Origin of the sequence: Nocardia sp. NPDC051052, assembly GCF_044456045.1 — a bacterium.
Lineage (GTDB): Bacteria > Actinomycetota > Actinomycetes > Mycobacteriales > Mycobacteriaceae > Nocardia.
Map to the genome: position 1 here is coordinate 407,138 of NZ_JBITFL010000008.1, position 22,067 is coordinate 429,204.

At 63.2% G+C, this 22,067-nt stretch carries 20 protein-coding genes and 5 pseudogenes; 13 read left to right on the forward strand and 12 right to left on the reverse strand.

The genetic code is table 11. From position 1 onward, the window contains the following. Positions 1 to 100: 100 nt before the first annotated feature. Positions 101 to 790: a GntR family transcriptional regulator gene (locus ACIBCN_RS28565; RefSeq protein ID WP_396994771.1), complete on the forward strand. Its 690-nt coding sequence runs from the start codon at positions 101 to 103 to the stop codon at positions 788 to 790. A 617-nt stretch (positions 791 to 1,407) separates the two neighbouring features. On the opposite strand, the gene ACIBCN_RS28570 is transcribed toward ACIBCN_RS28565, so the two are convergent. The 7 genes from ACIBCN_RS28570 to ACIBCN_RS28600 all read right to left on the reverse strand — a co-directional run bounded on the left by ACIBCN_RS28570 (position 1,408) and on the right by ACIBCN_RS28600 (position 7,098). After that, positions 1,408 to 1,887: a hypothetical protein gene (locus tag ACIBCN_RS28570; RefSeq protein ID WP_396994772.1), complete on the reverse strand. Its 480-nt coding sequence runs from the start codon at positions 1,885 to 1,887 to the stop codon at positions 1,408 to 1,410. Positions 1,888 to 2,295: 408 nt separating this feature from the next. Continuing rightward, positions 2,296 to 2,766: a hypothetical protein gene (locus tag ACIBCN_RS28575; RefSeq protein ID WP_396994773.1), complete on the reverse strand. Its 471-nt coding sequence runs from the start codon at positions 2,764 to 2,766 to the stop codon at positions 2,296 to 2,298. A 65-nt stretch (positions 2,767 to 2,831) separates the two neighbouring features. Next, the gene (locus ACIBCN_RS28580; protein WP_396994774.1) at positions 2,832 to 4,328 is read right to left on the reverse strand and encodes a hypothetical protein; all 1,497 of its coding nucleotides are present in this window, start codon (positions 4,326 to 4,328) and stop codon (positions 2,832 to 2,834) included. 464 nt (positions 4,329 to 4,792) lie between these two features. Further along, positions 4,793 to 5,053: a hypothetical protein gene (locus tag ACIBCN_RS28585; protein WP_396994775.1), complete on the reverse strand. Its 261-nt coding sequence runs from the start codon at positions 5,051 to 5,053 to the stop codon at positions 4,793 to 4,795. Between the two features lie 75 nt (positions 5,054 to 5,128). Then, entirely contained in the window at positions 5,129 to 5,698 is a 570-nt protein-coding gene (locus tag ACIBCN_RS28590) for an MspA family porin (RefSeq protein WP_396994776.1), read from the reverse strand. Between the two features lie 318 nt (positions 5,699 to 6,016). After that, entirely contained in the window at positions 6,017 to 6,790 is a 774-nt protein-coding gene (locus ACIBCN_RS28595; RefSeq protein WP_396994777.1) for a hypothetical protein, read from the reverse strand. A gap of 50 nt (positions 6,791 to 6,840) precedes the next feature. Next, entirely contained in the window at positions 6,841 to 7,098 is a 258-nt protein-coding gene (locus ACIBCN_RS28600; RefSeq protein WP_396994778.1) for a transposase family protein, read from the reverse strand. Between the two features lie 254 nt (positions 7,099 to 7,352). Between ACIBCN_RS28600 and ACIBCN_RS28605 the strand changes: the two genes are divergently transcribed. From ACIBCN_RS28605 to ACIBCN_RS28635, 7 genes and pseudogenes are all read left to right on the forward strand, one after another. Then, the gene (locus tag ACIBCN_RS28605; protein WP_396994779.1) at positions 7,353 to 7,724 is read left to right on the forward strand and encodes a hypothetical protein; all 372 of its coding nucleotides are present in this window, start codon (positions 7,353 to 7,355) and stop codon (positions 7,722 to 7,724) included. Next, positions 7,721 to 8,632 carry a hypothetical protein gene (locus tag ACIBCN_RS28610; protein WP_396994780.1) on the forward strand — a complete coding sequence of 304 codons (912 nt, stop codon included), beginning with the start codon at positions 7,721 to 7,723 and terminating at the stop codon, positions 8,630 to 8,632. Before ACIBCN_RS28605 ends, ACIBCN_RS28610 begins: the two co-directional genes overlap by 4 nt. A 10-nt stretch (positions 8,633 to 8,642) precedes the next feature. Next, entirely contained in the window at positions 8,643 to 9,266 is a 624-nt protein-coding gene (locus ACIBCN_RS28615; protein WP_396994781.1) for a hypothetical protein, read from the forward strand. A gap of 379 nt (positions 9,267 to 9,645) precedes the next feature. Further along, a pseudogene (locus tag ACIBCN_RS28620) lies at positions 9,646 to 9,729 on the forward strand (hypothetical protein); the annotation flags it as partial. A 128-nt stretch (positions 9,730 to 9,857) separates the two neighbouring features. Then, a complete protein-coding gene (locus tag ACIBCN_RS28625) occupies positions 9,858 to 10,211 on the forward strand; it encodes a hypothetical protein (RefSeq protein ID WP_396994782.1) in 354 nt (117 codons plus the stop codon). A gap of 87 nt (positions 10,212 to 10,298) precedes the next feature. Beyond that, the gene (locus ACIBCN_RS28630; protein WP_396994803.1) at positions 10,299 to 10,574 is read left to right on the forward strand and encodes a helix-turn-helix domain-containing protein; all 276 of its coding nucleotides are present in this window, start codon (positions 10,299 to 10,301) and stop codon (positions 10,572 to 10,574) included. A gap of 109 nt (positions 10,575 to 10,683) precedes the next feature. Continuing rightward, positions 10,684 to 14,211, forward strand: coding sequence for a hypothetical protein (locus tag ACIBCN_RS28635; protein ID WP_396994783.1), 3,528 nt, complete (start codon positions 10,684 to 10,686; stop codon positions 14,209 to 14,211). Here ACIBCN_RS28635 and ACIBCN_RS28640 read toward each other — a convergent pair. Then, positions 14,196 to 14,492 (reverse strand): hypothetical protein, encoded by a 297-nt coding sequence (locus ACIBCN_RS28640; RefSeq protein ID WP_396994784.1) that lies wholly within the window; start codon positions 14,490 to 14,492, stop codon positions 14,196 to 14,198. The genes ACIBCN_RS28635 and ACIBCN_RS28640 overlap by 16 nt on opposite strands. Before the next feature lie 92 nt (positions 14,493 to 14,584). Between ACIBCN_RS28640 and ACIBCN_RS28645 the strand changes: the two are divergent. Further along, positions 14,585 to 14,826: pseudogene (locus ACIBCN_RS28645) on the forward strand (MaoC/PaaZ C-terminal domain-containing protein); the annotation flags it as partial. Between the two features lie 1,456 nt (positions 14,827 to 16,282). Then, on the forward strand, positions 16,283 to 16,747 hold the full coding sequence (locus ACIBCN_RS28650; protein WP_396994785.1) for a hypothetical protein: 465 nt from the start codon (positions 16,283 to 16,285) through the stop codon (positions 16,745 to 16,747). Positions 16,748 to 17,250: 503 nt separating this feature from the next. On the opposite strand, the pseudogene ACIBCN_RS28655 reads toward ACIBCN_RS28650, so the two are convergent. The 3 genes and pseudogenes from ACIBCN_RS28655 to ACIBCN_RS28665 form a co-directional block, all read right to left on the reverse strand. Beyond that, a pseudogene (locus ACIBCN_RS28655) lies at positions 17,251 to 17,535 on the reverse strand (DUF2199 domain-containing protein); the annotation flags it as partial. A gap of 25 nt (positions 17,536 to 17,560) precedes the next feature. Next, positions 17,561 to 17,794 (reverse strand): annotated as a pseudogene (locus ACIBCN_RS28660) (DUF2199 domain-containing protein); the annotation flags it as partial. Between the two features lie 224 nt (positions 17,795 to 18,018). Then, complete coding sequence (locus ACIBCN_RS28665) at positions 18,019 to 19,065, reverse strand: TIGR03564 family F420-dependent LLM class oxidoreductase (protein WP_396994786.1); 1,047 nt, start codon at positions 19,063 to 19,065, stop codon at positions 18,019 to 18,021. Positions 19,066 to 19,218: 153 nt separating this feature from the next. Between ACIBCN_RS28665 and ACIBCN_RS28670 the strand changes: the two genes are divergently transcribed. The 3 genes from ACIBCN_RS28670 (at position 19,219) to ACIBCN_RS28680 (ending at position 21,859) form a co-directional block, all read left to right on the forward strand. After that, the gene (locus ACIBCN_RS28670) at positions 19,219 to 19,758 is read left to right on the forward strand and encodes a hypothetical protein (RefSeq protein WP_396994787.1); all 540 of its coding nucleotides are present in this window, start codon (positions 19,219 to 19,221) and stop codon (positions 19,756 to 19,758) included. A 379-nt stretch (positions 19,759 to 20,137) separates the two neighbouring features. After that, positions 20,138 to 20,422 (forward strand): hypothetical protein, encoded by a 285-nt coding sequence (locus tag ACIBCN_RS28675; protein ID WP_396994788.1) that lies wholly within the window; start codon positions 20,138 to 20,140, stop codon positions 20,420 to 20,422. Between the two features lie 276 nt (positions 20,423 to 20,698). Then, positions 20,699 to 21,859: an IS110 family transposase gene (locus ACIBCN_RS28680; protein ID WP_396994789.1), complete on the forward strand. Its 1,161-nt coding sequence runs from the start codon at positions 20,699 to 20,701 to the stop codon at positions 21,857 to 21,859. 27 nt (positions 21,860 to 21,886) lie between these two features. Here the strand turns inward: ACIBCN_RS28680 and ACIBCN_RS28685 are convergent. Next, positions 21,887 to 22,067 (reverse strand): annotated as a pseudogene (locus ACIBCN_RS28685) (IS110 family transposase); the annotation flags it as partial.

Here is a 22,067-nt window from a genome sequence, read left to right on the forward strand (position 1 = left end):
GCCCCTGTGGGCTCCTGACGGACGAGCTGTGAACAGATTCGAAAGTAATCGATAACTTTCGAAAGTTCAATAGACATTCGTAAACTGCTAGACTGCAGGCATGGCGAAGAGCGACGGGACGACCCGCACCGACGGCATTCATCAGGCGGTGCGTGCCGACATCCTCGGCGGTCGGCTGGTGCCGGGTGAACGGCTCAAGTTCCCCGACCTGGCCGAGCGCTATCAGGTGAGCGTCGGCGCTACTCGCGAGGTGCTGACGCGGCTGGTCGCCGAGGGATTGGTGGTGGGAAAGCCGCATCAGGGCTACCAGGTCCGGCCGCTGTCCCATCAGGACCTGGCCGAGCTGACGCAGGCGCGGGCGGAGATCGAATCCCTGGTCCTGCGACTGTCCGTATCGGCGGGCGATATGCGCTGGGAGGCCGACGCCGTTGCCGCACACCACCTTCTGGCACGCACGACGTACCTGGACCCGGCGGATCCGGACCGTCTGACCGACGAATGGTCACAGGCGCACGCCGCGTTTCACCACGCGCTCCTTGCCGGCTGCCCCAACCAGCGGCTGCTCGGCACGGCACAGTCATTACGACAGGAGGCCGAGCTGTACCGGCAGTGGTCGGTGTCCTTGGGCAACGAACCCGACCGCGACGTCGCCGCCGAACACCGAGCGCTACTCGACGCCGTCCTCGCCCGCGACGCCGACCACGCACAGGACCTGCTGCGCGACCACATCGCACACACCGCCCAGCTGCTGATCAGCTGCGCACCCGACCAGCCCAACCGAGAACTATGAGTGAAAGAGTTTGCTTGCCAACCGGTTTCTATGATCTCAGCCGCTGCGCGAGTTCCGGAGCGGGCATAGGGTCGATTTCCGCGACCCCGTCGCCGTTGACAGGCTCGGTGTCCGGCGCCGTTGCCGGTGGGTGCGGTGCTGGGGCATATGTATTTGCTGGGTTTCGGGCATGGGGTTCAGATCGGGGTCGAGCCCGGTCGGGACCTCGGCGTGTCTATGGACCGAGACCGATGCGGTGGGCGCGGACGGGAGTGCGCGAGGCAGCCGGATCGCTCGATTCGAGTTAGCCGACGGACGGACGGTGACGGCCTCCTCGGAGGAGTTGCAGAAATACACCCTTGTTGCCGGAACGACGAATACCACGTGTGCGATCGACCCGTCGACCATCGGTTGGTAATGCGCTACGCGCGGGGCAGCGACTTCCGCTACGCCGTATTCGATCTGAACGACGTCGAGGCGGGCGGTACGACGCGGCTGTTCGATATCGCTGGTGTTCAGGATCCGGGCTTCAGGGGCTGCCCATGCTGTAGCTGATGTAGTGGCCGGCTCGTGCGGGTTCAATTGTGATGTGGCGGCTCAACGGACGCATCCCAGGATTGGTGGTCTATGGCGTGGTTCTACCGGTGTTCGATGGCGGTGGGGAGGGGTGTCGCGGTACCGGTTGCCGTGTTCGGGAAGCAGGGCGACGTCCCGGCCAGAGACAGTCCGTCCTCACCACTTCCGTTGCTGGCCTCCGCGCGCGCGACTGCGAGCAGGTAGCCATCGTGGGTCACGGTGTTGGATTGCTCGTCGGGCTTTATCGGCCACACCTGCCACAATCGGTCGCTCCAGATCCGCACAACGGAGTTGAAGTATTGTGCGGCCTGCCCTTTGGGGATTCCGGTGATGAAGTAGAAGACCTGTGCTTTCTTCGGTCCGGTGGTGTTGTCGGGGTTCCCGTCACAGGGGACGGCTGGGAGATTCGCCAGGTCGAACTCGACCTTTTTCCCGTTCTTCTCGCTGAGCGGAGCCGACAGGCTGACCCCGGGTGGCAATGCGTTCAAAGTCTCTGTGAGGTATCGCTGAATCGTGGCTTGGGCGACCGATTCGTTCAACATCTGGCCCGTTGTGGCCGATGCGGAGGTCGTGGTTGTAGAGGTCGATTGGCCGCCACACCCAGTGAGGACCAGACCGCACACCACAGCAGCAGCCAACAGCCCAGGAGCCTGTCGACCCCACTCGATGTGTCGATTGCTTCGCATCGCTTACCCCTCCTGCCGGTCTATTTCGTCGCGGGAATTTCGGGCACGAACGCGCCCATTCGTGCCAAAGTCTGTACCGGATGTAGTTTGAAGTACTTTGCGCGCTTCTCGGGTGTCGTCGATTCTGTGGACAGCGGGTGCGTTCGGCTTTGCTGAGCGGCCACCAATTCGGTTGCTTCGATTCACGCCAGGCAGGTGTACGACCCCCGTGCAAGACAGGGTTTTGCCGACGCGGCTTACATCGCAGTCATGGTTTGGGCGTGATCAATCCGACACGCTACGACGGATCATTCGGCCACTTTCGTCGACCTCGTTCCGCCTTGCCGACAACGCGGGATCGCGGCTGCAGAGAAAATCGCAGACGCGCTCCGAGAAGACGAGCCGGTAGGTTGCGGCGAAATCGTCGATGCCGGGCCGACCGTGGATCTGCAGCGCGTATAGAGACTCAGGAATGCTGAGCGATGCGCGGTCTTCGCTGTAGTCCCCGGCATATTCGGAGGGTTCCCCGCTAGCGGGAACCAGGCGGTAACCGGTGAAGTCGGTGGCGGCCAATGCTGCAGCCAGCGGCTCGGTGACCCCGATCAGTGCGCCGAGGCCAGAGTCGAACAACTCGGCGGTGACCGGGGCGACGAAGGAGAAGACCGCGCTGATCAAGGTGCGCGGGTCGGTGCTGTCGTCCCACGTCTTGCGCGCGTTGTCAGCAGGAACCGGCAGGTTGAGGGTGTACAGGGTCATAGCGCGGAATACCTCCTCGTGGGGGCTGGCAGTTGCGGGTCTCATCGGGGTCGGTGATGTGGCGGTCACGGCACTACGGGTATCGGTACGCCGGGCAAGATGCCGGGGATGCCGGGCACGATTCCTGGCGGTGTTCCAGGGAACAACGGTGAGTCCTCGGAGGGCTTGTCTCCAGGGGCGGTGCTGGGGCCCGGTTGGCTGGGTGGTTGTTGTTGGGGCGGGTTTAATTCAGGGTATGGGAACAGTCCCCAGAAGCCGTCGGCATTCTGGGCCCAGTACATGCCTGTCGGAGCGGGTGGCCGCGTCGAAGGCGCTGTTGAGAATCCAGGGTAGGGGATCAGGACATATCCCGATCCGAAGCCTTCCCACCGATATCCGTATGGCGGGTCGGGCCACCCGGAGGGGGAAATGTTGGGAACCAGGTATGCGGTTCCGTAACCTGTGTACCAGTAGTAACCCGGCGGAGCGGCGGGCAGGTTCGGCGGGATCGGCGCATAAGGAACCTCCGGGACCAGTAGCCAGCCGTATCCGTTTGTTCCCCGTTCCCAGTGATAGCCCTGGGGTGGCGGTGGTAGCCAGCCCGGCACGTCGGGCTGGGACGGCGCCTCGAGTTCGGGCTTATCGCTCGGTTCCGGGGTCGTGGGCTGGTTGGGCGGGATGGTCGGGTCGTCGGCGGCCGAGGGCGGGGCGGTCGGATACCGCTGCTCCTGGCCAGGATCTGGATCTGACAGCTCCCACGGGGCCGGCAGCTGAGCGGCGGGGAAATAGTCTCGGTAGTCGCGTGACTGGCCGTTGAGCGCATCCAAGATGATCTGCAGAAGCTCTACCCGTTGCTCGGGGGTCAGATCCCGGAATTTGGCGATGTCAGCCTCCGATACACCCAGCGAGCGCAAGATGTCGGTGAACTCGGGATCGTCGAGGATGACGGGTTCCGGGTTCATCTGGTCGCCGAGCAAGATGTCGATGACCACTGCCCAGAACAGCAACTCCCGCCGCAACGCCAACGCTTCTGGCCCCGACATTGCCTGAGGATTCTCGGGCATCACGCCTGATGCCATGAGGAACCTATAGACCGCATTCCATGCTTCGCGAAGTCTGCCCTGGTGAATCCGAGGGGCGACGCTCTTGTAAATCCCTCGCAGGTTGGTGAAGAAATCGCGTTCGGCCTGCTCGAATACGCCCGGATAGTCCCGGAAGATCTGCTGCTCGATGAGGTGATGGATTTCCATCCCGAAAGGGGCCCAGTTGTAGGCGTCCCAGAATGCACGTTGCCACGGGCTGGCTGAGAGCCAGAACTGGTAAGTCGGGTCCTCAGGATTCGGCGGCGGCGTGTCCGGACGGGTAGGACGAGGTACCTCTTCGTCGACACGCCTCAACAACCGATCGAGCCAAGATGGGCGGCCTGCGACGGAGCGGGTCGTTCCGGCGATGAACGCCGCTACCGCCGCAATGAGCAGAAACGGGATACGGCCGTCGAACGTATCGTTCTCGGTTGCAGCCGCGGGACCGCGTTCACGAACAGGTGTGGACGGCTGCGACGGCGGGAGCGTGGGTATCGGCATCGGCGCGCTGCTCGGAGGTGCAGGGTCGCTGGTTTCGATGGATGGTTCGAGTCGAGTCGGCGCGGGTGCAGTCTGAATCGGCACAGCTGGTGGCGCAACATGCTCGTTGCCCGGTAGAACCGGCGTTTGCGCACCTGGCACAGACACAATCGGTGTTCCGTTGCCCGGACCGATCGGCGATGGCGTGAGTGCCCCGGCTCGGCTTCCGCCGCCGCCATCGCTGGGAGGTTGGCCAGGGAGTGCGGGTGTTGGTACGGCCGGCGGAGTCGTGGGTGGTCCAGGCGGTGGCGCTGGCGGAATGGAGGGTGTGTCGACACAGGGCCAGCCGGGGTGCATTTGTTGCCACTCGGCACAAGGCACGGCCGAGGCGGAAGGTGTTGTGAAAGAGGCGAATCCGATGCCGACAGCTGCGGCGATACCCGCAATAGCGGTCGCGGCAACCCGGGTCGCGTGTCTCGGGTGGCTCATCGACCGCTCCGTCCTTGCTTCAAGCGTGCATAGAAGGTGTCAAGTCCCCACCAGGTGAGCCGTCCAGCAATGGACATGTATAGGAAGAACGCAAGATAGACCAAGATCGCGCCGTAATCATCGGCCCAATCGGGCATACGGTCCAGTGTCGCGAAGGCGGCGATCAGCATGATCAGTCCGACGAGGAATCCGGGAACCGCAAGTGCACCATCGTCGGATTCGCCCTTGGCGTGGAGCGGTTGAGTGTTGCTGGCCATGATCGTGCTTCTCCTTTTGCGTCCGCACTCGCCGCGTTGAGCGCGCCGCGCTGGAATGCGATGTAGGGGTGCGTGTTAGAGCCAGATGGGGTCGCCGTAGGCGGTGGTGGTGTTGTCCGCGGTGGGGGTGGACATGGTGGCGGTGGCGAAGGAACGCAGCGAAACTGGGCCCATGAAGGCGTCGACCTTGGCCTCGACCTGGTCCATGGCGATCGAGGCGCGACCGGAGGCCAGTTGCTTGCGATCGAATTCGATGGTGGCGATGGAGCCGGGCTCGAGGTTGGTGCTGAGGTTCGGATTGACCGAGGCGTCCATGCCCAGGCTGACACTCTGCGGGTAGGAGATGTTGACCGACGCGTTGGGACCCACCGAGAAGCCCAGACTTGTGGTCAGACCACTGGATACGTCGATCTGGCAGCCGACCTGATAGCCGAAGCTGACCTGGCCCGAACTCACCGGCTTGCTGCCGGTGCCGCTGATCTCGGCAATGGCCTCGAGCGAAACGAAACCTTCGTGGGAGAACATCGTCGCGGCCAGATTCGGGTAGCGATCCAACGTCTCCGACGTCTTGGTCACCGTCAACGTCCAGCCGTCATCGGTGCCGACGGTGCGGGACTTGTCGGCCACCGCATCCGCAGATGCCACCCCATCGGCAAATAGCAACCCCATCGCTACCAAGGCGGTCGCAGTTGCCGCCAGTAGAGTCTTGCGCCCAAACACGACGATATTCATTGGGCTGCATCCTTTGTCACGTTCACGATCCCCCTAGTGCGAGTGCGGCGCTTCTCCGCGTGCACAAGGAAAACCCAATAGCTAATCTTTGGCAACCGTTCGGAATGTTCTGACAGTCGGCGTTATCGCCCGTTCACTATCTGGACATACGACCTACCCAGCAAGCGGTGGGTAGTCGAGGTTTCAACTGTCGATTTATGGCTTCGATCACGCGGCGCTCGTTACCTTCGGCTACGAGCCGAGCTCGCCGCACATCGGGTAGCTACTAGGCGAGCATCCGGGCACGGCACTGGTCAGCGCGTCCGCAGGTCGAGTTGTGTGTTTAGCGCGCGTGTCCCCCTCCGGACATCCAGGCGTCACGGTGCGGATCTTCGGTGCCGCAGCCGGGATCGGCAACGGGCCGGACCGGTTTGCGGCCGCAGCGGTGGGTCTACAGGTAGCGGTAGACGGTGCGCTGGCTGCCGCGGTAACCGAGCTGGTGCACAGTTCGGCGGTAAGCGTGGCAATGTCGGTGATCCCGGCATTGCACCGCTGGAGCAAGTGCGTCACGAACCCATCCAGTACCGCCACCCGTGAGGTGGCAGCGGCGATCACCTCATCCGGTGAGGCGGCAGTTGCGCAGCACCGCACTGGTTTCCGATCAAGGCCGAGTTCGGTGGCGATCGTTCTCAATCCCATTCCCTGTGAATTCAGCCGGTGGACGGCATCGAAACGTTTGCGGGTGCGTGCCCGCAGCTGCGTGTACTTGTCGTCGGCCACGGGTGCCGCTGCCGGCGTCGGCGCGGCGGGACCGGCGTCGGCGGTCGGGACCGCAGGCGGCGGACGGGTTCCGTTGCTGCGGAACATGGTTCGTCGAGGCAACTGCACGGTGATCGCACCGACCGGCGGGTCAGGCAGTGTACGGATCAGCCGCAGCAGCGTATCCCGGCTGCCCGGCAACCCCAGCTGGGCAGCAAGCCGAGCCCCAGCCCGTCCCGCCAGCGCTACCGTGATCCTGGTGGGCACCGCATTCAGTTGATCGGTGCGCCGTGCCCGTTCACCGTGAGCCCATCGACCTATTCAGCGAAAGTCTTTGCCCGACAGTCGGCATCCACGCAGAAGAACCGTCGCACGACCAGCCGCAGGGCCATCCTCCGCCCGGCGACAGCGGCATCAGCGAGCCGATGACGATAACGGGAATACGCACGGCTGGAAGGGGTTCGGCATCCGGTGCACCGGGCCATCGAGGTGGCAACAGCAGCGACCACGACCATTGCATCGACCTCGGTCCGGACACACCGGATCAGCAAATCGTTCAAGTGCGGCAACAACATTTCAACAAGATCAACGCACGCGTTTCACCTTCCCCGAGACCGATCAGGATCCTGCGGTGGCACGCCGACCAGCGCGATCACGCTATCTGCGCCAGAACCCATCACCTTGGCAGGCGACAGCAAGGACCGCCCCCTAAATCTTTTGTCTTCAGTACTCCTTCGCTCCCGAGTACTGTGCGAACGGGGCGATTGCAGGGGCTGGGCGGGCGAGGTCTGAGCCTATATGAGATCAGATGGGGATAGAGGGAGGGAACGTGGTTCACCAGGGTAAGGCTCTCGGCGTCGATCTGCACAGACTGGAGCAAGCGGCGAAGGCGCACTTCCCGGCGATCTCGGCCGACTATGGCGAGACGATCGGTAACTGTGACCGGGTCCGGGGTGAGGTAGAGCAGGTGATGCGGCGTCCAGAGCAATTCGGTGGTGACACGCTCGGTCCGGTGTACCGGGTCTATCTCGATCTGCACGACACCGTGATGGGATTTATGAAGGAAACCAGAACAAATCTGGACGACACGGCGACAGCACTGGACAGGGCAGCGCGGATGTTCGCGGGGATGGATCGAGAGGCGGCCGACGAGATGAACCGCCGCGTGCACGACGACCCGGAACTGGGCGGTAGGCCATGAGTTTCGAGCAGCTCGTGGAGCACGCGCACAAAATCAAGGAGAAGGCTATCGATTTGGCGGTCAAGGAGACCGACCGTCCGGTGGCAAGCCAGAGCGCCGACCGGGAGGCGATCACGCGGTATTTTGCATTCATCGAGCCACTGTTCGAGCCGTTCTCCAGGTTGCCCGATCCGGACAAATACAACCCGTTGATCGCTGACCTGACCGCAGCGATGCAGAAGGTGATGACTCAATCCACCCCGATCACCAAACTAAGCGAAGACGTACGATTCGTCGGGACAAACCTGGACAAGATAACGACCGACGGTGCTTATCTGCATGACTGGACCGGTGAGGCCGCGACGGCCTTCAAGGCCAACTTCCTCGACACCTTCAAAACGATTTCCGGAAACCAGTTCACGGCGCTGTCGATGATGAAAGGCGTCCTCCAGGCACACCAAGAGATGTGGCGCAAAGCGCGCACAGACATCGACAATATCGCGCACCACACGCTGGATGCCTTCGACCACGCCCATGGCTGTAGTAAGGCTGATGTGTCTTTCGAGTTCTCGGTGCTCTCCGCGGTAGGCACAGCCCTTGGAGCGATTATCACCGTCGGGACCGGGGGTGCTACGGCGCCGATCGTAGCAATCGGCGCGGCTGCGGCCATCGGTAATGCAGGCCTCGCCGGCAAGGCGACATCAGACGCGAACACTTGTGACTCCATCATCAACTCGATGAAACAGGCCATCGCAGACCTCACCAAATACATTCAAGAGGTCGAGACACAGCAGATGGCCAATAGGGTGCGGGCGCTGATTGAGGTAATGCACGGAAACAAGGGCCTACTCGTCGCCGCGCGCCCGAGGCTGGCAGGGATGAGTGATCGCGAACTCATCGGTGATGACGGTATAGGCCACACAGGCTAGGGGAAAGACCGTGCAGGATTTAGCCGCGAGGCTGGACAATATTCAGGTACGCGTACGTGCGCCCGGGACGGAAATCGAAGCTGAATTGTCCCAGCGGACCAATATCGCGTTGTTCTTCGGGGACAGCGCATACGCATTCGTCGACGAACCGATGCTGGAGCAAGCGCTGACCAGTATCGCAAAGCTGCTGTGGGTCGGATGGCAACGGCATTACCGAAGGGTGATCGAGTATACCAACCTGATCATTGACGCCGCTAATTCGCCGGATATGAAATTCTTTGCCGACCGAGACAAAACCGAGGCTGTCGGCGCATCGAGCGACCAGCGAATCACCATCTCCACGATAGGCATGCGGAATTTCTCGGTTCGCATCGAATCCGGCACCGTACGCGAGCTAACCGAAAGTCAGTTCAGCAGAAGCGCCGCCGAAGCGGCCACGCTATTGATCCAGGATTACCAAGCGAAAGTCCAAGAACTCAAGCAGCGATACTACTCCGCCGACTCCCAGTTCGACACGATATCCAGTTTTATTGAGGCGAACTCGGCACTACTGGAAGCCGAACGTCAGCAACAGACCCGATGCGACGACATGAACGAACCCCGTTCGAGCGGGTCCCACGAACGTGCCTGGTGAGGCTCACCGGCGCTGCACTGTAAATCCCGTACCGAACCGGACCTATCTAAATGTGCCGCGCTGCAAGAGTGCTCCCGGATGGGTGCCTTCGAGCGGGCCATTGACCCATGACAGAGTCAGACCGGCGGTAACGGCCGAATTCTTGCGAGCGCTGCGCGCGCTCGTGCGTCCGGAGCACGTGGGGTTCGTCCCCGGCGCGGCACGGCAGGTTCCGGGCCTACGCCGGAAAGAAATCGCGATGCTCGCCGGGGTCACATCTTGGTTACGCACTCTCTGCCTGGCGACCTTAGGATTGGGTGGCAAGCCCCGGAGGGGTGCGGCAGGGCGTTCGGACCTTCACCTCTGCAACATGACGCAACGATAGCGGGCGGAAGCGTCTGGAGTGTCGCTGTCGCAGATCAAGAAGGTCGAAGCGGGCACGTACACACCACGATTGGAAACGCTGCGCGCGTTCGCTGTCGCGATGGGTACGCGTGCATCGCAACTGCAAGATCAGACCGATTTCCAAGTGCCTGACACCGAGGTCGAAAACCAGTGGGCATCCGTATGGCCTGCACTGTCCGGCGAAATCGCGCAGCCCGACGAGCCAGGGTGCTGTACTCGGCCGAGAACAAGGACAAGGTCGATCCGCTGGTGCGGTTCGTCGGCGAGGTGTACCGGCGGAACTTCGAAGGGGAATGGGCCAACGATCCCGGACGCGGCGCGCCCGGTGTGGTGTTCGTTCCCGTGGTCATGGGTCCGCCCAGCATCGCGTCCATTGATCCTGCGATGCGACTCGCACTGGCATTCCGCTCAACCGCGGAGGAAGACCGTGCCGGGACCGGCGACGGCGCGCTGCGAGTGTTCGACAGGATGCGCGCAAACCACGACCTGTGGATCGCTGAAGGTCGACCCGATGACGATGAGTGGGCGAAGTCAACCTTGAAACGCCTGACACAGCATTGACGCAGACACCCATGTAGACGGCGATATGGATGCGGCCGAAACACCGGATGACCTGACACCAGCTCAGCGTGACCAGCTCGCAAGCGCCTGTGGGACCGATTTCGGTGGCGGGTGGGCCTTTCGCCCAAGCGCGCCGCGAAGCTGGTCCGCTTCGACCGCGCCGTGCATCGCCTGGCCGCGGACGAGTCCGCGGCCGGGTTCGCGGCCGCAAGCGGTTACGCCGATCAGCCCCACCTGCATCGCGATGTGCTGGCCTTCACCGGCGTGACCCCGGCGACCGTGGCCGGTGAGCAATGGCTGGCGGTGGACGATATCGCGTGGGCCCGCGCGCAGCCGCGAACGCTCTCCGGTCCGCTGAGCTGACCAAGGCTTTCCCGCGGGCGCGCGGGCGAGGAACGTGGGGATGACATCGGGCGGTATGGATGAGTGCACCCAGCTCAATCGACTACGCACAAGACGGGGAGTGGTTGCCATGAACGAAGGTTCGGCCGTTGCAGTGACCGGCGCGCGGGATTCGCTTGTTGCCGGTTCGGTGGCCGAGGCAGAGCAGGAAGTGCAGAAGTATCGGGAGCTGCTGAGCGGGGATCCGCAGAACAAGTCGTATAAGAGCTCTTTGGGGTTGGCGTTGACCGATCTGCTGACACCGCGTTTGGCCGCGGCCGGTCGTAAGAGCGCGGCCGGGCTGGCCGCTCGCGAAGGCGTTGAGATCCAACTGCAACTGGCGGCCGACCCCGCGTTGGCGCCCACGGATGTTTTCGCGCAAGCGGTCCGGGCGGTCAACGCGGCGGAATTCCTACTCACCGACACCGAAGCCGTCACCGCAACCCAAGCCGCGACCGCGGTAATGCGCAAGCTCCACACGGATTACCCGGAGGATCTCACCTTCCAGAACTATCTCGGCTCGTTGCTCAGCGAGAAGCTTGCGGCCAAGCTGTCCGACGCCGCGGACAAGGATGGCGCTACAGCGGCCGCGCGTGAAGGTATCCAGATTCAATTGGAATTGGCCACGAACCCGGCGCTAGCACCCGGAGACGTGTACGCCCAGACCGTCCGCATCAGCTCCGCGGCCGAGTTCATCCCGCGCGACGAGGCGATCACCGCAACCCGTTCTGCGGCAGCAATATTGCGCAAACTCAGTACCGATTACCCCAACGAGCTCACTTTTCGCAGCTTCCTCGGCTCGATGTTCACCGAGCGGCTTGCGCCCAAGCTAACCGCTGCCGGGGATAAGGATGGCGCTGCTGCGGCCGCGCGCGAAGGTATTCAGATTGAACTGGAGTTGGCGGGGAATCCGGCGCTGGCACCCGAAGACGTTCTTGTCCAAGCGATACGCCTCAGCTACGCGGCCGATTTCATCCCGGGCGCCGAGGCGATCACCGCAACCCGTTCCGCTGCAGCGGTGTTGCGTAAGTTGTGCGCGGACCACCCTGAAGAGCTCAGATATCAGAGTTTTCTCGCCTGGGTGCTCAGCGAAAAACTCGCGCCCAAACTCTCCGCCGCCGCCGATGTGGACGGCGCCACCGTCACCGCGCGCGAAGGCATCCAATTGCACCTGCAACTGGCGGCGAATCGCGCCCTCCCACTGTCGGATGTGTACATCAACGCGCTCCGGGCCGTCTACGCGTTGCGCTATCTTCCCGATGATGAAGCGGTGACGGCCGCGCGGCCGGCCATCGAGGATCTGCGTCGCGTGGCGCAGACGGAACCGGACAATCCCGCGCTGCGTGAAGCTCTGGCCAGGGCGCTGGGCGTGCTGGCCGAGCGGCTCAGGGCCGCAGGGCGGGTGGAGGAGGCGGCCGATGCCGACGTCGACACCGGATGGGTCCGGGAGTTCGGCTCGGGAGCGTTGTACGGCACCGATTACCGGTTCCCGTTGCGCACTCCGACCACGGTGGTGTCCCGAAATCCCTTGGTGCTGGATGTGATCGTGGTCGGCAGCGATGAGAGCGTCTACACGATCCAGCAGGACAGCCACTGGCTGGACTACATCCGGATCGGCACAATCAACCTGCCGCCCCGCACGCCGCTCGCGGCGGTCGCGCGCGACGCGGACCATATGGATGTGTGGGCCGTCGGCCGTGACGGTCTCGTGCACGGCGCCTGGTGGGACGGGCAGTGGCATGAGTGGGGTCCCGTGCGCGACAAAACCTTTCCCGTCGGCACGCCGCTGGCTGCGGTCTCCCGCGTGGGCGCCGGCGTCATGGAATTGTTCGGCATGGACGGCGACGGCGCGGTATTCGGCGTGGCGTGGACCGGCGACTGGGGCAATTGGTATCGGATCAGGACCAAGACGTTCCCGATCGGCACCCCGGTCGCCGCGGTGGCACGCTCGGGCGTGGTAGACGTGTTCGCGGTCGACGGTGACGGCGGGGTGTTCCTCTCCATCGAGGCCGAGGAATGGACCGAGTGGACCCGCCTGGGCGCCAAAGCCTTTCCGCGCCTGACCCCGATCGAGACCTTGCTGCTCGCCCCCTACGAGGTGGCGATATTCGCGATCGACGGCGACGGCGGCGTGTACGAAGCCACCATGACCTTCGGGGAGCTGACGCAGGACTGGACCAGGATCGGTACCCGAACCTTCCCGGTGGGAAGCAAGGTCGCCGCGACCTTCCTCGACCTCTGGCCCGGAGTGGTCGCGCTCGACGCCAATGGTGTTGTGTACCACGCCCAAAAGGTGGATGGACACTGGCAGGACTGGGAGCGGGTCGGCGCCGAATCCGACACACTGCCGACCGGCACACCGATCACCGGCATCGCCCGGCGAGTCAGCCAATTCCCCTACTACGCGGATATATTCGGCATCGGTGCCGACCGGGGGATCCACAGCATCGTGTGGAACGGCGTTTGGCAGAGGTGGTTCCGCATCCCGGTCGCCGTCATCAGGTTCAGCGAGCCGATCGAGAGCGGTGGGATCGCGGCGCTCGGCGGGTTCGCCGGGGTCAATATCAGCAGAGACGGGGCGGTGCAGTGGTACGGCCACGCCCACGACAGCGGCGCAGACGGTTACGACTTCGGTGTGGCCTTCTTCATTCGGACCACCCTCGGCGACCCGCAGGTGCTCGCCTTTTCCCATAACGGCAGTGTGAATCCCAGTGGCCGCGACCATGATTGGGAAGTGATCTACCCACGGACCGCCGTGGTGCAGTCGAGCCTGCCAGCCTGGGCCACCGCGCGGCATGCGATGGATATGCAGTACACCAGCCACATCGGGGAGACCTTCGAGGGCCTGGTATCCATGGCGGTCAAGTGGGCGGTCGGCGCCGCCGGCGGTATCGTGGTCGGTGCGGTGGTGTTCGCCGGTGTTGAGATCGGTTCGCTGATCGCCACGGGCTCCCTGGTTCCCGGTGCCTGTGTCCTGGAAGAGATTCTGTGGATGGCGGGCCCGGGCAACACACTGCTGGCCATCGCCGCCGCCGCGATTGTCGAATTGGGCAGCCGGCACCGCGAACTCACGCCGGAAGAGTATTCCTGGGCCAACGATTCCGTCTTCGGCGGGACCCTACCGCCGCGGGACAAGATTCGGCTGACCGACGTCCTCGGACCCGACGATCGCCCGTTCACCCTGCCGATGTGGGACGGCAAGATCTCGCTCAATATGGGCTCCGAGGGCTACGACGACCCGCGAAAAGTCGGACTGGGCCGACAGAACGTACGCCAGAACCGCGCCAAGGCCCGGGGCGAAACATTCATCCACGAGCTGGTGCACGCCTGGCAGATCCACCACACCGGTTTCGACCTGGCCATCCTCGGTCGAGCGCTGGCGGCGAAGCTCGACGAGGTCGGCGGCGGCGACCCCTACGACTACGCCGCGGCGGGCCTGGACTACCTGGCTTACTCGATCGAGGGCCAAGCCCAGATTGTCAGCGACTGGTTCGGCAACCACGTCCAATTCGACGCCACCGGCCGCCCCACCGGACTCGACTCCGCCGCAGCACTCAACGACACCTACTTCCGCTATATCGCCAACAACATCCGTACCGGCTACTACCTGCCTGGATAGTGACCCGGCCCGATATCGGCTGTCCCGCCTGCATTTCCGAGGCTCGCCGCGCTGTCATTCCCGTCGACGAGGTGGCGAAGGTAGCGGGACGGTTCGGCGAGGAAGTCTCTGGTGAGCCGGACCGGCAGGGCTTCGTCGTAGGTGACGTCGTCGATGGTGCCGTCCTCGGCGATTTCGTAGATCGTCGCATGGGGCAGCGCCAGCAGGAGCGGGGAGTGGGTCGCGATGACGATTTGGCAGTGTTGGGTGACCAGTTCGGCGAGACGTCGGGCGTGCGACATCGTCGCCAACCTCGCGCAGGTCCAATCTCCCGCGTGTCCGTAGGAGACAAGACCCGAACGATACGGCGTTTCGCTAGTACGAGGCGTACCGGTCCGGGGTCTCCGGAGATGCGAACCCGATTCATTGGCATGACGAGGTCGCCGCGCTCGCGGGCCTTCCGGATGTGATCGCCCACGGCATCTCACCATGGGCCTGGGCGCAGGATTTGTCACCGGATGGCTCGGTGACCCGAGCGCGATGATCAGGTACGGGGTCCGGTGGTCGAACTACACGGTCATCGACGCCGCCTCCACCGGAAGCATCGAGTTCACCGGGCGCATCAAATCGGTCGACCTCGCACAACCTCCGCCGCTATAGCTCCGACGGTTACAGGAGCGTCCGTGGTCAGAACAGGTTGTCGCGGACCCGTAGCGGTCGGTAGCCGGTGGGGCGGAGGTGTGCACGGTTGACCGAACGTACTGCATTGCCGCGCAGAATGTTCCATGCAGGGGCGCAACCGCGATCGTCCTGCCAGTACCTGACGTCAGATAGCCCCGCCGCGGCCTCTCGATCGGCGCCACCTACCCCTGCGAGAACACCGCCAACTCCCCGTCCGCGAATACCCGTGTCGCCACGAACCCCGACCCCCTCCACGCCGACCAGCCACATCAGCGCCAAGCCAAGCACTACCCAAACCCACATCCTGAACACGAAACTAGTTCGCTACCAACGGATTACGCATATCCTGTGTTTCTTCGGCGATTGCTACCGGAACCCAGATCGGCCACCACCTGCCCGAGCTGATGACCCTCCGCACCGACAAAGCCGCGGAACGACTGCTCTACCTCTGGGCCAGCGTCGCCAACCAGTCACGCAGGAACTGAAGCATCTCGACGAGCTCGGCCCAATCCGCGCCTTCCAACTGTTTCACCACACCTGTCGCGATCTGCTACATTCTCCGCGAAAGCCGCTGCGCTGCACAGACGTTCTCAGATCCGGATCCCACTCCCCGGGCGCCCCCAGAGAAGTGGCGTCGAACGATGGCATGGACGACAAGCATCCGACCAAGGCCAGCGTTTACCCGAACAGCTCGACGACACGATGGGCTTCGGCCCGGGCACGGATTGCGCTGGCGCTCACCTACGAACACCCGAGTGTGCGCCGCCGCGCTCGATGACTGCTCGCAGGCTGCGAGGCACGCTCACCCGGACCGATATCGCGTTCCTCACCCCAGGCCGTGGGCGCGGCCCGGGTTTGTGGTCGCCGACGACGGCGCACTGCAGTGCGGTCGACGGTCTCGGCGACCGGGATAGGCGGGACAGGTGAGTGCCTCAGGAGGTTTCCGCGATGTCGATCTCAAGGGCGAGCTGTTCGTGACGCGGGACCAAGGTCATCGGGACCGTGATGCCGATGTCGGTGAGCCGGTAGTCACGAAGGGGAATCCGGCTGGCGGGTGGTCGATTCCGATCCTGGCGTGCAGCCGGTCGTGGTTGTAGTGATTCGGGGAAGGGCGTGTGCCCAGCGACTGGCCCTTCTCGGCGCGCGTCAACGGTGCGATGATGAATCTGTTACGCAACGGATGCTGGGGGTTGGTGAAGGCGGTAGTCGTAGCCGGACGCCAGTACGTGATTCCTCCAGCAGGGGGTGTCTGGAACGGGTAGCAGGTCGGCCGGTGGGGCGGTCGGCGCTGTGGTCGCGACGGCAGAGGGCCGCACGGCGGGGGTGACTGGCGTGGTGTGTGAGCTGCAGTGGTCCATGCACACCAGAAACCGCCACGAGGACCACGACGAATACGCAGAGGGAGAGGGAAATGCGTTCCTATAGTCCAGACGAGTTCGTTTCGAAGTTGTCGGCGGACGAGCTTCCGGAAGCTGAAGATGTAAAGATTCTCGGTCTGGCGAAAGTCGCCGACGAGCCGTCAGGCTTGTATTTCACCAGCTCGGCCTCATGCGAGCGTTGGTCGCGCGTTCCTGTCGAGCTGGTCGAGTCGATACAGCACATGGCGACGACAACGTGCAGGGATCACACGCATCCGGTGGTTGCGATCACGTTCAAGCAGCCCGATGAGTCACAGTCAGGGCTGGCTTTCCTCCTGGGCGTGCTCTCAGCGACTCAGCGTTCGCTCTCTCGTGCGCTGAGCGCGGCCAGCAAACAAAGTGGTTCCGCGGTGTCAGCGGATGACTGCACGGATTGCCAAATCGTGAATACCCCTGAGGGCCTTCAAGTTTGCTGTTGGTGCCCCGGCAACGAGATCGTCTGCACTGGTATCGCATAGCCCCACACGGAGTCGGCGCACACACGCGACTCCACAGTCGTGAGGTGGCAAGCCAGTGCAGGAATTCGACCACGTGTGCGGTCAAGCTGCTGCGCTGGCTGGTTCACGACACGAGGAGCTACCGCAACACCCGGCCAACCCCGCGAGCAGCTGACCGCGGACGGGTCCACAGACCACGCTCGAAATCGTTGGCGTTGGCGTTCGTCATCTCCACCGAGATGCCCCTGACGACGGAACGCCTCGATCACCTCACGGGCCATGTTGCCGTACCCTGCGGCATCGCGGGAGTGACGACCACCGGCTTGCCCCCACAGCGTCTCCGGGCCACCCTGACCCCCGCGTTGCCGTTGCCGTACGGTCCGGTACCGAAGAACGAGGGGCCGTAGTACTGCTGGACCGCGTCACCATCGCAGAGCACATTGGCTAGATCGGTGATCTGGATTCACCAGCACAGCCACCCGGCCCGAAGCGACCAGTTAGCGGCAGAAGCGCATGTTTACCGTTCACTCGACAACGGGTTTCGCATGCAGGAGTTGTTCAGCGATCGATCGGACACGAGTTACCGTGATCCCGATCCGTTGTTCGAGAGCCAGCGGATGGTCGGTGGGCTCTAACTCGATGACTGGCCGACTTCCGACCGGTTGGGTATAGAGATTGGTCTTCAGATCCAAAGTCGTCGGTTCGTACAGGGGAAGTTCCGTGGCCAGCCACCCGAAATACGGTGGTTCCTCGGCCCGTTCGGGTTTCTCCCACAACTCTGACATTTTGTCGAAGTTGTGCTTGCTGACCGATACCCAGACTCCCCAGTCGAACTCGCCAACAGATGTCCACGATTGGCAGGATCAGGCGCGCCCGCACGAAGAAATGTGTGTCCGCGATTACGCACTGTTCCTCTCCGAGCACGCTGCCTGGTTGGCCGGCGAGGGCAGTACTCCAATACGCGGGTGCGAGGGCTCCGTAGCTGAATGGTGGGCCGTCGTGTAGTTCCGTACAGCACGAGCAGGAGAAGGTGGAGCCGATAGACACCGCAGAAGCGTATTGCCCCACCGTGGGTCAGCACCTTCCGGGGTGAAGGGTGACGTCGGTAGTCCACGGGCACCGGGCGGCCGACCGAGTCCAAGGCCCGGCCACGGTCCGCTCGAAACGCGCGGGTCGCGGCAGTAGCGGACGTTCGCGAGATCAGTTGCCGGTCAACGATTGTGCCCACGCGAACGCCCGCACCGCGGCATTTGGGGTGTTCCGTTGCGATGTGCCGGGTACAAGGGGTGTCTTCAGCTCGAGCTTCCCGTCGGTGCAGGGTCTGTCCCGGCTCGGCGCAGGGCAGACAGTAGTTTCAGCGTGCGATCACGACTTTCGGCGTCGCCGCGGATGCTCACCAACAGATCGGTGACACCGGCATTCGCGAACGCGTGGATACCATCGGCCACCGTCGCTTCGTCGCCGACCAGAGCCGTCTCATGGACACCGCTGAGTCCCTGACGGTCCAAAAACTCTCGGTAGCTGGGCAACGCGGAGACCTGTGCCAGCTGCTGTGCCAGCTGCTGCCTGAATTCGACCGGCTCATCGGTGACACTCGCCGACACCACCGCCGCGATACGTGGAGCGGGCCGTCCGACCATGGCAGCAGCGACCGAGACGTGCGGCACGACGTGCTCGGCGACGATCCGTGGCGTGCTCCAAACCGTCACCGCGCCGTCGGCCAATTCACCTGCGATACGCAGCATTACCGGCCCCAACGCCGCCAACAGCACCGGCGGGGCAACCGCATCGGGGACATCGACGGTGCCCGCGGCTCGAATTGTCCGACCTTGGTAATCCACCGCCTCACCGCGAAGCAGCGGCATCAGAACCGACAAATACTCCCGCACATGGTGGGCCGGTCGCTCGTAGGACATCCCGAAGTTGCTTTCGATGATCTGCGGATGGCTCGGACCGACACCGAGGGTGAACCGATTACTTCCCGCCGCGGCGGCAACGGTGAGCGCCTGCGATGCCAGCGCGATCGGGTGCCGAGGAAAGGTCTGCACGACGGCGGTTCCCAGCTCGATCTCCGGGACGTCTCGCACCGCCAGCCCGGCGACCGTCAGCGCGTCCCAACCTAGGACCTGATTCAGAAAGACGCTGTCCAGACCACCATCGGCAGCCGAACGGACCAGTTCCAGGACAGCCTCCACGCGCGCAAAGCCAGCCCCGACGTAGATTCCGATACGCACCCATGCCCCCCAGAAAGTGAAATCAGCATTCATGTTCTCGGCAATGTTAGCCCCGGGGAATCCGATCAGAAGCTGCGACGACATACTTCGACCGACGTCGCTCATCGGCTATACAGGATGTTCCGATCAGCAAAATTGCCCACTGGAGCCGAGTCAGTGGTCATTGGCTCCGATTCTTCTGAGCCAGGTGCGCTACGGTGCGATGCTGTGCAAGTGACTATGTGGCTTCCACTGATCAGCTCGCTTGTCATCGCATGTGTGACGCTGATCGGTGTCCACACTAACAACCGTACGAACCGCGCTGCGATCCGCGCTGCCGACGATCGCGAACTTCGCAAGTGGCAGCGGGAGATGGTGATTCGGTCGTGCGTCGACGCGGTCGAGACTGCTCTACGCTTACAAGGTAAGTGCATGAATCTTGCATATCCCCAACTGCCACTCGCAGAGGCGGAAGAGCTGCACGGCCTGCTCGGCGTGGACGCACATACGATCGGCGCGAACGCAGCCACGCTTCGTATGCTGAATGCCCGCATGGTCGCAACCGCCTGTGCCGAATTATATTCTGCTGCAACCGATCCTGACTTCTTCAAAACCTTTGAGAAGTTGCCTAGTCGATGGACGGATGAGGACGAGCGAGCATTCAGTGTCGGTTACGCGAGGATCGAGAAGGCCCGCGATGGGTTGGTCCGTCATGCCAGCACTGAACTCTTCGCTCTTGAGGGAGTCGATTCAGAGGAGGTCAAGCAAGAACAACGTCGACTGCGCGACGTGGTGCGCCGGTATACAGGAACGGTTTGACTCAAAACGTCGGCCTAGTGACTCGCCAGTCTTGAACCGCAGAGTATCTCGTTCGTCGACCGCGTGCCCAGCGGCAATTCAGCGCGTTTGATGCGCGCGATACCAACATCAGCTCGGGTTGGCCTCCTCCACGCAACGCAGCGGACTACGCCGATCGAAGCGCCAACGCGCATGCGCGCGCGAAATCATCCCGGCTTCCCCATCTATAGTTCAGCGACGTCTCAAAGTAGTCGTTCCCGCTGACCAACCAGCGCGCCCGTGCATGGTCAGGGTCGTCATGGTGTCCAGCAGATACGGCAAGTTCCCAGACTGGTTCACTGTCACGGATGGGCTCCACCGCAGGCTTCCTACCGCCGAACCAGGTGCGCTTGGATGTCCGATGTCGGGCGTCAGGGTCGTCAAAGCGGGCAACATACCGGTTCCCGTCGGGCGCGGTCAAGAAGCGGCGTCGGCCACCCAACCCAGCTGCGAGAGCGCGCTGGGTGAAGTCGAGAACGAGGTCCATATGTGGAGTCCCAAGCGATTTCACCGCGTCGCCGCAACCGTAACGCCCACTCCCGTCGAAGACTGCGCGGTGCTGCTCCACCCACGCACGCATCATCTCGGCCTCACGCCGCTGACGGTCAATTTCGCCGATGTGATCATCAATCTCGCCCATAGCTGAGTATCTCAATTTGCGCCACGACAAGGCAGTGATACGAGTGATCGCTCATCGGCTACTTAAGACTGGTGCTAGGACCTGATCCCGGCCTGGATCTGGTCCAGGTGCCCGGCGAGAAGCTCCCAAATCGGCTGCCCACCTGCGCTATTGGTGTGGCTCTCACATGGCTTGCCTCTCGCCGGGCGCCGCGCGAGGAGTGGCTGGAAAGGGGTCTGCCCGAAGCTCGAAGTAGCGTTGCCCTCCCTCGCCGATAACATCCGCTGACCAGGGAGGACACCGATGGCAGTCATCATCGGCATGGATCCACACAAACGCTCAGCCACCATCGAAATCATCGACCACACCGGCAAGATCCTGACCGTCGGAAGATACGGCACCGACAAAGCCGGCTACGCCGAAATGCTTACCACTGGGAAGCAATTCGGGAACAGAGTGTGGGCGGTGGAAGGCTGCAACGGAATCGGCCGCCACATCGCGCACCGCCTGGTCCACGACGGGGAAACCGTGCTGGACGTGCCAGCGAAACTCTCTGCACAAATACGAGTATTCGCCACCGGCAACGGATGCAAAACCGACCCCGTCGACGCCCACTCGGTCGCGATGGCCGCACTGCACTCACCGAACCTGCTTCGGGTCGAACCCGATCCAGACCTGCTCTTGCTGAGCATGCTCGCTGATCGCCGCGACGAACTCGGACGCGCCCGCACCGAAACCATCAACCGTCTGCACCGGTTCCTGCTCGAGCTTTTCCCTGGCGGGGCCAAGAAGTTCTTGTCCGCCAAGCAAGCCCGGGCGCTGATCGCGACGATCAAACCACGCGATCCGCTCGGCAAAGCCCGACGCCGGCTGGTCGTCGAGCTGATCGGTGAACTCGAAAGCATCGATCGGAAGATCAAAGCCGCCGACAAAGAGTTGCGCCAGCTCGTCACCGACCGCGGCTCGACGTTGATGGACTTGGTCGGTATCGGACCATCCAGCGCCGCAAGGCTTCTCGCCGACACCGGCGATATCCACCGTTTCCGCAACCGGGACCGATTCGCCTCCTGGAACGGCACCGCACCCCTGGACGCCTCCTCCGGAGAGCAGCAACGCCATCGGCTCTCCCGCGCCGGGAACCGGCGCATCAACCGCGTCCTGCACATCATGGCCGTAGTCCAACTCCGCAATCCCACCAAAGGCCGCGTCTACTTCGACACCCGCAAAGCCGCAGCAAAGACCTCGATGGAATCGATGCGCGCACTCAAACAACGACTCTCCAACGTCGTCTACGCGCGCATGCTTGCCGACCAACAACGCCGCGAATCGGCGGGCCCGGGAGGGCAATCGGGGACGACTACCGACTCCAGCGCGACCGGCTCCAACCCGAACACCGATCCTTCGGACAAGCCACAACCCGGACCCACCCAACAGGCTAACCCCACACCCGCATCCACGGGTTGACATAAAGACCTCCGATTCTGCTAACTGTCAAGCCGCGGCGGCCGTTGTTGGTGTCGTGGGCGGTTGGCCGAATGCTTTTACCGGGTCGTAGTTTTGGCCGGTTTGCAGGCAGTGATAGAGCTGTCCGAGCATCTTGTTGAACAGGTGACGGACAGCGGGTGCATGCCGGTCACCGTGGTCGCGGCGACGACGGTAATGCTCATAGGCA